This is a genomic window from Pseudolysinimonas sp., assembly GCF_044239695.1.
In the GTDB taxonomy this organism is placed as follows: domain Bacteria; phylum Actinomycetota; class Actinomycetes; order Actinomycetales; family Microbacteriaceae; genus Pseudolysinimonas_A.
On the sequence record NZ_JBIIAW010000096.1, the window covers coordinates 1 to 10,593 of the forward strand.

Here is a 10,593-nt window from a genome sequence, read left to right on the forward strand (position 1 = left end):
GGGGTCGCCGCCATCGCGGTGGCGCTCGTCGACGCGCGCGGGACCGCCGTGGGCGCCATCAGTCTCGGTGGCCTGCTGGCTCGCGTGACGGCGTCGGAGAGCGAGCTCGCCGAATCAGTTCAGGCCGCCGCCGCCGCGGTCGGGCGGGCGATGGGATGGGACCGCGCATGACGCTCGCCCAGATCATCGCGGCCAGCCACGGGCCCCTTCTGGTTCCCGGCGTCGGCACACCGCTCGAGGCGCTCGCTGCGCAAGCGGCGGGCTTCCCGGCCGTCTACGTCAGCGGGTACGCGACGGCCGCCTGGCGGCACGGCGTACCCGACATCGGCCTCATCGCGCTGGCCGAGATCGCCGTCTCGCTCGAGTCGATCGCGGCGGTCACCGATGTCCCGCTCATCGTCGATGCCGACACCGGCTACGGCGACGTCAGCAACGTCGCGGACACCGTGCGCCGTCTCGAAGCAGCGGGCGCCGCCGCCATCCAGATCGAAGACCAGACCTGGCCGAAGCGCTGCGGTCATCTGAGCGGGAAGTCCGTCGAGGCGAAGGATATCGCCGTCCGGAAGGTGCGCGCCGCGGTGCGGGCCCGCCGTGACGACACCACGCTAATCATCGCCCGCACCGATGCGCGGGCCACCGACGACCTCGACGAGGCGATCGAGCGCGGACGCCGGTTCCACGCCGAGGGCGCCGACGTCGTCTTCATCGACGCCCCGGAGAGTGTCGACGAGGTCGAGCGGATCGCGGCCGAGGTTCCCGGACTGCGACTCGCGAACATGTCGGAATCCGGCAAGACGCCGGCGATGTCGCTCGAGCAGTTCGCCGCTCTGGGCATCGAGATCGTGCTGTACCCGACCTCGGGCCTGCGGATCGCCTCACAGGCATTCTTGGAGTTCTTCGCCGACCTTCGCCGCGACGGCGACTCGGCGCGCTGGCACGGCAGGATGCAGTCGCTCGACGACCTGAACGCCCTCGTCGGCCTCGACCGCATCTCGGCGTTCGAGCAGGCGATCCTCGCAGGGGACGACTCGTGACGGCCGTCGAGGGTCTACTCGAGGGCGCCATCGACCTTCACCGGCACGGCTACCCCGAGATCTCGCCCGACCTGCGCACCCCCGACTCCGACGTCGCCGACATCACGCTGTGCCGCGACGCGGGCATGGCCGCCGTCGTCCTCAAGTCGCATAGCTGGCCGACGATGGGGCGCGCGATGCTGCTCGAAGAGCTGGTTCCCGGGATGCGGGTGATCTCCAGCATCACGCTCAATCCCATCGCGGGAGGAATGCGGCCCGAGGTCATCGACCTCGCGGCCCGGCAGGGCGCAGGTGTCGTGTACCTGCCAACGGTCGGCGCTCACCACGACATCCAACGGGGCGGCATCTCGCGCATCTTCGAATCGGCCGTGCCCTCGTTCGACGCCCACGCGATCGCCGGCACGACGATCACCGACGACGCCGGGCGGCTCTCCGATCTCACCCGCGCCTGCCTCGACATCATCGATGCGCACGACGTCATGGTCTACAGCGGTCACGTCTCGCCGACGGAGGTGCTCGCGCTCGCTCGCGACGGACGCCTCGCCGATCGGTTCGTCTTCTCGCATCCCGACAGCCACTCGATCGGCGCTGACGACGAGATCATCCGCGAAGTCGCGGCGCTGGGCGGGTTCATCGAGATCTGTGCGCTGGGCATCTACCCGCAGATCGGCCGGATCACGCCGGCCGGGCTCGCCCGCATCGTGCGTCTCGTCGGCGCGGAGCGCTGCGTGATGACGAGTGACTACTTCTTCGACTGGTGCCCCCCGTCGAGCGTGATGCTCGCCGATCTCGCCACCCAGCTCGCGGAGGCCGGCATCACCCGCGACGAACTCGAGCTCATGATGCGCGTCAACCCCGCCCACCTCACCGCCCACGCCGTTCGTTCGACGACGTCCGCTTGATCCAGGAGAGAACCCATGACGACCAATGACGAGCGCAAGCTTCTCCTCGACCAGATCGCCGTCGATCGCGGCGTGGTGCACCCGAACCTCGCGATCGCCGCGAAGTTCGACGTGCCGCTGCTGAGCCAGTTCCACGACTCCTACATGCACGCCGTGCACCGCAACGAGACCCTCGATCGCAAGACCAAAGAGCTCATCATGCTGTCGGCGGACGCAGCCGTCTACTTCACCTACGGCTGCAAGTTCCACATCGGAGAAGCGCTGCGCTACGGCGCGACGGTGGAGGAGATCGTCGCGTCGCTCGAACTCGTCGGACTCGTCGGCGGCTTCCACGTACCGATGATGGCGTTCCCGTTGCTCGACGAGGTGCTCGCGACCGACGAGTTCGCCCACCTGCGCCCTGCCGACCCCGCCACCTGATCGTTCCATCCCCACCCCTAAAGAGAGGCAGAGCACCACATGAAGTCACGTACTCAACTGTCCGCCCTCGGCTCCGTCGCCATCGCGACGTTGCTCTTGGCCGGCTGCACGGTCGACGGCTCGAACACGGAAGACGACGCACCCGCCGACGCGAGCGAGGTCTCGCAGGCCGTGCTCGACGCTGTCGAGCAGGGCAAGGCCCTCCCCGAGTTCGTCGCCCCCGGAGACCCGATCGACATCTCGTCGCTTGCCGGCAAGAAGGTGTTCGTCATCCCGTCGGCTCCGGTGCCGTTCATCCAGGCGATCACCGACGCCATCGTGGAGGTCGGTGAGGAGACCGGAGTCGACATCACCGTCTACGAGAACCAGGCCCAGGTCAGCCAGTGGGTCCAGGGCATCGACCGGGCGATCGCGGCCGACTCCGACATCATCATCCTCAGCGGCTCGCCCGACCCGCGTGCCCTGCAGCCGCAGCTGCAGGCGGCGGAAGAGGCCGGCATCCCGGTGGTCGTCGGCCACTTCCACGACGACTCGACCGTACCGACCCCGGACTGCGAGGGCTGCAACGGCGGCGTGAGCGGCCTCGTCACCGCCCCGTTCTACACCGCCGGAAAGGCGGCGGCCGACTGGATCATCGCCGACTCGAACGGGACGGCCAACGTGCTGCTCGTCGGCGGGTCCGACGTGCTTCCGAGCCCCGGCACGGTCGACGCGATGAACGCCGAGTTCGAGGCGGAGTGCTCGGGCTGCACGACGACCGAGATCAACATCCCCGTCGCTGACTGGGGCACCAAGACGCAGTCGGAGATCCAGTCCGCGCTCCAGCGCGACCCCTCGATCGACTACGTGTATGTGCTCTACGACGCCCTCGTCGCGGGCGCCGTGCCGGCCATCGAGACGCTCGGCCGCTCCGGCGAGGTCAAGGTCGCGGGCTACAACGGCTCGCCCTACGCGCTCGACTTCATCCGCGACGGTGACATCGTGGCGATGAACGTCGGCGAAGACACCGCCGCCATCGGCTACGCGACCATGGACCAGGCGTTCCGCCTCCTCCTGGGCGAGGAGCCGGTCGAGACGCGCACGCCGATCCGCATCTGGGACGACAGCAACGTGGCCGAAGCGGGTGACCCGGCGGAGCCCGGTGTCGGCTACGGCTCGGCCTACGTCGACGGCTACCGCGCCCTCTGGGGTCTCTTACCCCCCCCGCGGCCCCCGCCCGGTACCCACCGCCGGCGGCCCGACCCGCCATCCGCCACCACCCCGAGAGGACGACCATGACCGATTCAGCGCTCGTCGACATCCGCGGCGTCTCCAAATCGTTCGGCGGCGCCCTGGCGCTCGACGATGTCTCCCTCGCCATCGGGCCCAACGAGGTCCACGGCTTGCTGGGCGAGAACGGCTCCGGCAAGTCGACCCTCATCAAAGTGCTTTCGGGCTTCCACGAGCCCGACTCCGGAACGCTCACGGTGCGAGGTCGGAACGTGCCGTTGCCGCTCCGCGCGGGCGACTATCTCGATCTCGGGTTCGAGTTCGTGCACCAGGATCTCGGGCTGATTCCGAGTCTGAGCGTCGCCGAGAACCTGTTCCTCACCGAGACGGCCGCCTCCCGGTCCCTGTTCACCTCCCCTGGCGCGCTGCGCCGCCGCGCCGCGGCGATCCTGACCCGGCACGGCGTCGACCTCGACCCCGCCGCACCGGTCGATACGGTGCGTCCGGTCGACCGCGCCATGCTCGCCATCGTGCGGGCCATCGAGAACCTCCGCGGCGACGGGGTCGAGGGCGCGACGTTGCTCGTGCTCGACGAGCCCACGGTGTTCCTGCCGCACAACGAAGTGGAAGTGCTCTTCGGCTTCGTCCGGTCGATCGTCGCCTCGGGCGCGAGCGTGCTCTTCGTCTCCCACGATCTCGACGAGGTGCTCGAGATCACCGACCGTGTCACGGTTCTCCGGGACGGCCGCGTCGCGGGGTCGGTCGACACCGCCGACGTCGACAAGGCGGAGCTCGTGCGCATGATCATCGGCCACGACCTGGCCGATTCGGCCGACGACGATGTGGTCGGCGAGGTCTCGGATCACGAGATCGCGCTCCGTGTCTCGGGGCTCAGTACCGCGTCCCTCGCCGACATCTCGTTCGAGCTGCGCGCCGGGGAGGTATTGGGGTTCGCCGGACTCGTCGGATCGGGCTACGAGGACATCGTCTATTCGCTGTTCGGGTCGAACGCCGCGGTCGGGCGCCTCGAGATCCCCGGCGAGAAGCCGATCGACCTCGCGCGGCACTCAACGCACGCGGCGGTGAGCGGCGGTTTCGCGCTCGTTCCCGCCGATCGCAAGAACCTCGGCAGCATCGGCACCCTGTCCGTCGCCGACAACATCAACCTCACGGTGCTCGACCGGTACTTCCGCGGCGGGGTCCTGCGGCGGGGCCAGCTGCGGGCAAATGCTCAGGAGCTGATGACCGGGTACGACGTTCGTCCGCGCCGGGCCGACCTCGAGTACGGCTCGCTCTCGGGTGGCAACCAGCAGAAGGCGATGATGGCGAAATGGCAGCAGACGTCGCCGCGACTCCTGCTGGTGCACGAGCCCACCCAGGGGGTGGATGTCGGGGCGCGAGCTCAGATCCATCACCTCATCCGTTCCAACGCCGCGACCACGGCGGCGATCTGTGCGAGCTCGGACTACGAGCAACTCGCCGATCTGTGCGATCGCGTCGGCATCATCGTCCGCGGCCGCCTGACGGGCTTCCTCTCCGGTGCAGCCCTGACGAAAGCCGCGATCGCCGATCGGTGCCACGGCCGTTCCGCTCCCACTTCCGACCGACCCGCGTGACGCGACCCGACCTTTTGGAGCCCTCGTGACCTCTCCCACCTCTCCCACGTCTCCGACCGAGATCTCGGCCCGCACCGCCGTGCTCCGTGCTCAGCGAGTGCGCCGGTTCGAAGCCGGCGCCCTGCCCCTCGCCTGGCTCGTCGTCGCGATCGTGTTCAGCATCCTTCAGCCCGCGGCATTCCTCTCCTGGTCCAACGTCAGTTCGATGTTCGCTTCGCAGACGGTGCTCGTCGTCGTCACACTTGCGCTCATCGTGCCGCTGACGACGGGTGACTTCGACTTGTCGGTCGGAGCGGTCGTCGGAATCTCGGCGATGACGGTGGCGATCCTCAACGCGAGCATGGGCCTGCCGATCGGCGTCGCCATCGCGGTCGCCCTGCTGGTCGGCCTGGTCATCGGCCTGGCCAACGGCGCACTCGTCGTCCTGCTCGGCATCGACAGCCTGATCGTGACTCTGGGGATGAGCACCATCATCACGGGCATCACGCTCTGGGTGAGCGGAGCGCGAACCATCACCGGGGTGGACCAGTCGCTGATCGATGCCGTCATCCGAACCCGCCTGCTCGGGATTCCGCTGGAGTTCTACTACGGCCTGCTGCTCGCCGTGCTGATCTGGTACGTGTTCGAGTTCACTCCGATTGGGCAGCGGATGCTGGTCGTCGGTCGCAACCGCGACGTCGCGCGACTCGCCGGCATCCGTGTCGGTCGGGTGCGCTGGGGGGCCATGGCGGCGTCGTCGGTCATCGCGGCGTTCGGCGGCGTGCTCGTGGTCGGCACCTCAGGATCCGCCGGCCCGTCGACCGGACTCGACCTCCTCCTGCCCGCGTTCGCCGCGGCATTCCTGGGGTCGACGACGATCAAGCCCGGGCGCTTCAACCCGTGGGGCACTCTCATCGCCGCGTACTTCCTCGTCACCGGCATCACCGGGCTCCAGCTGCTCGGCGGCCAGACATTCGTGCAGAACCTGTTCTACGGGGGAGCATTGATCGTGGCTGTCGCGTTCTCTCAGACCTTCAAGCTCTGGCGCGAGCGGATGCGGAATCGGATCCGGTCGTCGTGACCGGTATCCTCGAGCGCTGGGACTTCGCGCACGCGCGCTACCTCGAGCGTGACGACGAGCTCCGCGCCGTCATCACCTGGGACGACGCCTCGCGCGAGCGTGCCGTCGAGCTCGAACGGTCCGAATCGCGCGGCCCGCTCCATGGCGTGCTCGTCGGCGTGAAGGACAACATCGACACCGCTCGCCTTCGCACGACGGCCGGCTCCGCGATCCTCGACCAGAACGTGCCCGACTCCGACGCCACGGTCGTGCGCAGACTACGCGCGGCCGGAGCCGTCGTGGTCGCCAAGCTCAACCTCGCCGAGTTCGCGTGGGGCGGCACCACGCAGAACCGGGTCTACGGGTCCTGCCGCAATCCCTGGGACACCGACCGCATCCCCGGCGGCTCGAGCGGCGGATCGGGCGCCGCGCTGATCGCCGGCTACTGCGACCTCGCGCTCGGTACCGATACCGGTGCCTCGGTTCGGCTCCCGGCCTCGGTGAACGGCGTTCTCGGGCTCCGCCCGACCTTCGGCTCGGTCTCGAACCACGGCGTGTTCCCGACGGCTTTGACGCAGGACACCGTCGGCGCGATGGGTCGGACGGCCGCCGAGACCGCCCGACTCGCCGCCGTGATCGCGGGCTACGATCCGGCTGATCCGAACTCGACGAACGAGGTCTTCGAACCGGCGGATGCGCGACTCGGACAGGACACCGACGGTCTTCGAGTGGGTGTGCCCGAGTCCTTCTTCTTCGACGACCTCGATCCGGGCGTCGCGGCCCGGGTCGAGGAGTTCCTCACCTGGCTGCCCCGAGCCGGCACGGTCGTCGTTCCGGTCGCCGACTTCCAGCAGGCAGAGGCGTTCCGGCACTGGTCGACGATCGTTCCCGCCGAAGGCGCGGCCCATCACGAGGACCGTCTGCGCGCCCGCGCCGACGACTACTCGGAGGACGTGCGCGGTCGCCTGCGGGCCGGCCTGGAGATCACAGGGCCGGAGCTGGCGCGCTCCCTCGCGTGGCGCCGCGCCTACCGACGGCGCCTCGCGCTCGTACTGGACGACCTCGACCTGATCGTGAGTCCGACGGTCGCGGCGGACGTGCCCCCGATCATCGGCACCGATTCGCGTGCTCAGACGGCGGCCCTCGGCGCGATCACCTACCCCTGGGCCCTGCACGATGGCCCGACCCTCAACCTCCCGATCGGACTCCACCCCGTCTCGGGGCTGCCGGTCGGGATGGCGCTGACGGCGGCACGCGGACGCGAGTCGACGCTCTTCCAGGTGGCCGATCGCTATCAGCGTGACACCGACTGGCACACCCTCACCCCGCACCGCTACCCGTGAACACGGAGGACGACACGTGTACGACTTGATCATCACCAACGGGCGGGTGGCGTCCGAACATGACGTGCTGCCGCTGGACATTGCGGTGCACGGCGAGAGGATCGTCGCGCTCGGGGTTCGCGGACAGTTCGAGGACGTCGGAGCCGTGCGGGTGATCGACGCCGCCGGAACGTACGTGGTGCCCGGGGGGATCGATCCGCACGTGCACTTCGATCTCGCGATGTCGGAGACGATGGTCGCTCAGCGACCAGGGCCTGGGTCGCGGGCGGCGCTTCATGGCGGCACCACGACCTACATCGACTTCGCGTATGGCGGCGACAACCACGACCTCGTGGCAACCGTTCAGGACAAGATCGAGGCCACCGGTGCCGCTCGCCCGCACGCCGACTTCGCCCTCCACGCGATGATGACGGGCGACTTCCCCCTGAGCACGGCCGAGCAGATCCGCGAGGTCATCAGTGGCGGCGTGGTGTCGTTCAAGTTGTTCACGACGTTCAGCGGCAGCGAAACCGTCGGCGGCGTGATGAGCGACGACGGCCGCATCTACTCCGCCATGCTCGAGACCGAACGCCACGGCGGCATCACGATGGTGCACTGCGAGGACGAGTGCCTCATCGACTGGCATGTCAGGAAGTTCACGGCCGAAGGAAAGACGCACTTCTCGCACATCCATGAGGCGCGTCCCGCACTCGCGGAGGAGTCGGCGGTGCGCCGCATGGTGCACTTGGCGCGCCGCACCGGCTCGCCGCTCTACATCGTGCACGTCTCGGCGCGCGAGTCGATCGAAGCGATCACCGAGGGCCGCGAGAGGGGGGTGGATGTCGTCGCCGAGGTGCTTCACTCGAATCTGATCTGGGATCCCTCCCACTACCTGCTGCCGCAGGGCGGGCGCTACATGAACTACCCGCCGAACCGCACGATCGAGCACCGCGATGAGCTGTGGTCGGCGCTCGCCGACGGTCGTGCCCACACACTGGCTAGCGACGACTACACCGTAAAGCTCGGGCCGAAACTCACCGGGACGACGATCGACAATATCGGCGGCGGAACGAACAGTGTCGAGACCCGCATGGCGGTCTTCTGGTCGGAGGGGGTGTCGGCGCGCGACATGTCGGTCACGAGATTCGTCGAACTGACTGCCGCGGCCCCGGCGAAGCTGTTCGGGATCTACGGCAAGAAGGGCGTTCTGCGTCCCGGCGCGGACGCCGACATCGTACTGTTCGACCCCGATCGCCGACACACCTTCCGGCAGGACGAGAACCTGCACTCCGACTGCGACTACAGCAATTGGGACGGCTGGGAGGTGCACGGGTTCCCCGTCACCACGATCCTGCGCGGCCATGTGATGGTGCACGAGGGCGAGTGGGTCGGCCCAGAGGGCATCGGCCAGTTCGTTCCCGGCTCCACCCCGCAGCTCTGAGAACTTCAAAGATTCGACGAAGAGAAAGACACGACATGAAGGCGATGGTGTTCCGCGAGTTCGGCGGCCCGGAGGTACTGAAGCTGGAAGAGCTTCCCGATCCGGTGGCCGGTCCCGGCGAGGTGGTGGTCGATCTCAAGGCGACGGCCCTCAACCACGTAGACATCGACGTGCGCGACGGCGTCTCGCGCTTCGACTTCCGGATGCCGCACACGCTGGGGCTGGAAGGCGCGGGTGTCATCTCTCAGGTCGGCGACGGGGTGGATCCAGGGCGGCTCGGGGAGCGCGTCGCCGTCTCCTACATCCGCACCTGCGGGCAGTGCGAGTGGTGTCTCCGCGGGATGGAGAACATCTGCGTGAACCGGAAGCTGCTCGGTGAGCACGTGCCGGGAACCTACGCCCAGAAGATCCTGACCCCGGCCGACCACTGTCTTCGCCTGCCTGACACCGTGGGGTTCGCCGAGGCGGCCGCGACGCTGAGCGCCTTCGGCACGGCGTGGCATGCCCTCATGACGCGCGCCGAACTCAAGCTCGGCGAGACGGTGCTCATCCACTCGATCGGCAGCGGGGTCGCCTCGGCGGCTCTGCAGATCTGCAAGGCGGCGGGGGCGACCGTGATCGGCACGGCGAGCCGCGATGACAAACTCGCGCTCGCGACCGCCGACGGCGCCGACCACGTCATCAACTACACCACGACGGATGTGCGCACCGCGGTCGAGGAGATCACCGGTGGTCGCGGGGTCGAGCTCGTCTTCGATGTCGTCGGCGGGCAGGCCTTCGTCGACTCGATGTTCATGCTGCGCCCCTACGGACGGCTCGTGTCGATCGGCGCGCACGCCGGCGAGGTGGTGCCGTTCGACATCATCGAGTTCTTCCGGCGCCAGATCTCGTACATCTCGTCGCACACGCAGACGCGAGACGAGATGCGGACGGTGCTCGACCTCGTCGGTCGAGGTGTGCTGCGCCCGCGGATCAACTCGCGCTACCCGCTCGAACGGGCCGGGGAAGGGCACGTGGAGCTGGTCGCCCGCACGGCGTACGGCAAGATCATCCTCGACATCGACTGACGGCGGGCTGACCTCAGCCGAGCTTCAGCTGGATGACGGTGTGGGCGGCGATCGCCCGCATCCGAGGGGCGTCGTCGGAGTGCGTGGCGATCGCCAGGGCCAGGCCGGCGGCCCAGGCGCGAGCGCGTCGCCAGACGTCGGCGTCGTAGTCGCCGTCGGCGCTGAGTCGTTCGACGAAGCGCGCGCGGCCTTCGGGGCCGAACCCCATCCAGGCGACCGCGAGGTCGGTGGCCGGATCGCCGGCGCTCAGGTCGCCGAAGTCCAGCAGCGCCGCGAGGGTGCCCCGCTCCTCGTCGACGATGCTGTTCGCCGGGTGCGGGTCGCCGTGCACCCACACCGCGGACCCGGGGTAGATCTCGGCGTCGAGGCCGTCGGCGAGGGCGCGGTCGATCGCCGCCCGCTCCGCACGCCCGAGGCGGGCCCGCGACCGGTAGCCCGCCCAGGTCGCACTGCGGGCGACGAGCGGAACCGCTCGCACCGGGTTGTGCGGGGCGGAGGGGGGCGCGGGCCGGTGCAGGGCGAGCAGGGCGTCCGCGTAGGAGT

Annotated in this window: 10 protein-coding genes; 9 read left to right on the forward strand and 1 reads right to left on the reverse strand. The window is 68.9% G+C overall.

Features of this window, described 5'->3' with window-relative positions:
- Positions 1-167: 167 nt before the first annotated feature.
- The 9 genes from ACILQS_RS13020 to ACILQS_RS13060 are packed head-to-tail and all read left to right on the forward strand — an operon-like array spanning position 168 to position 10,050.
- The gene (locus tag ACILQS_RS13020; protein ID WP_395640558.1) at positions 168-1,034 is read left to right on the forward strand and encodes an oxaloacetate decarboxylase; all 867 of its coding nucleotides are present in this window, start codon (positions 168-170) and stop codon (positions 1,032-1,034) included.
- A complete protein-coding gene (locus tag ACILQS_RS13025) occupies positions 1,031-1,936 on the forward strand; it encodes a DUF6282 family protein (protein WP_395640559.1) in 906 nt (301 codons plus the stop codon). Before ACILQS_RS13020 ends, ACILQS_RS13025 begins: the two co-directional genes overlap by 4 nt.
- Positions 1,937-1,951: 15 nt before the next feature.
- The gene (locus ACILQS_RS13030) at positions 1,952-2,356 is read left to right on the forward strand and encodes a carboxymuconolactone decarboxylase family protein (RefSeq protein WP_395640560.1); all 405 of its coding nucleotides are present in this window, start codon (positions 1,952-1,954) and stop codon (positions 2,354-2,356) included.
- A gap of 39 nt (positions 2,357-2,395) precedes the next feature.
- Positions 2,396-3,634, forward strand: a complete 1,239-nt coding sequence (locus ACILQS_RS13035; RefSeq protein WP_395640561.1) for a sugar ABC transporter substrate-binding protein — start codon at positions 2,396-2,398, stop codon at positions 3,632-3,634.
- Positions 3,631-5,181: a sugar ABC transporter ATP-binding protein gene (locus tag ACILQS_RS13040; protein WP_395640562.1), complete on the forward strand. Its 1,551-nt coding sequence runs from the start codon at positions 3,631-3,633 to the stop codon at positions 5,179-5,181. The genes ACILQS_RS13035 and ACILQS_RS13040 overlap by 4 nt, the downstream gene beginning before the upstream one ends.
- A 25-nt stretch (positions 5,182-5,206) precedes the next feature.
- Positions 5,207-6,241 carry an ABC transporter permease gene (locus ACILQS_RS13045; RefSeq protein ID WP_395640563.1) on the forward strand — a complete coding sequence of 345 codons (1,035 nt, stop codon included), beginning with the start codon at positions 5,207-5,209 and terminating at the stop codon, positions 6,239-6,241.
- Entirely contained in the window at positions 6,238-7,563 is a 1,326-nt protein-coding gene (locus ACILQS_RS13050; RefSeq protein ID WP_395640564.1) for an amidase, read from the forward strand. Before ACILQS_RS13045 ends, ACILQS_RS13050 begins: the two co-directional genes overlap by 4 nt.
- A gap of 16 nt (positions 7,564-7,579) precedes the next feature.
- Positions 7,580-8,983: an amidohydrolase family protein gene (locus ACILQS_RS13055; protein ID WP_395640565.1), complete on the forward strand. Its 1,404-nt coding sequence runs from the start codon at positions 7,580-7,582 to the stop codon at positions 8,981-8,983.
- A gap of 35 nt (positions 8,984-9,018) precedes the next feature.
- On the forward strand, positions 9,019-10,050 hold the full coding sequence (locus tag ACILQS_RS13060) for a zinc-binding dehydrogenase (protein WP_395640566.1): 1,032 nt from the start codon (positions 9,019-9,021) through the stop codon (positions 10,048-10,050).
- A 13-nt stretch (positions 10,051-10,063) separates the two neighbouring features.
- Here the strand turns inward: ACILQS_RS13060 and ACILQS_RS13065 are convergent.
- Positions 10,064-10,593 (reverse strand): phosphotransferase (locus ACILQS_RS13065; protein WP_395640567.1); only part of this gene is annotated, 530 nt, incomplete at its 5' end.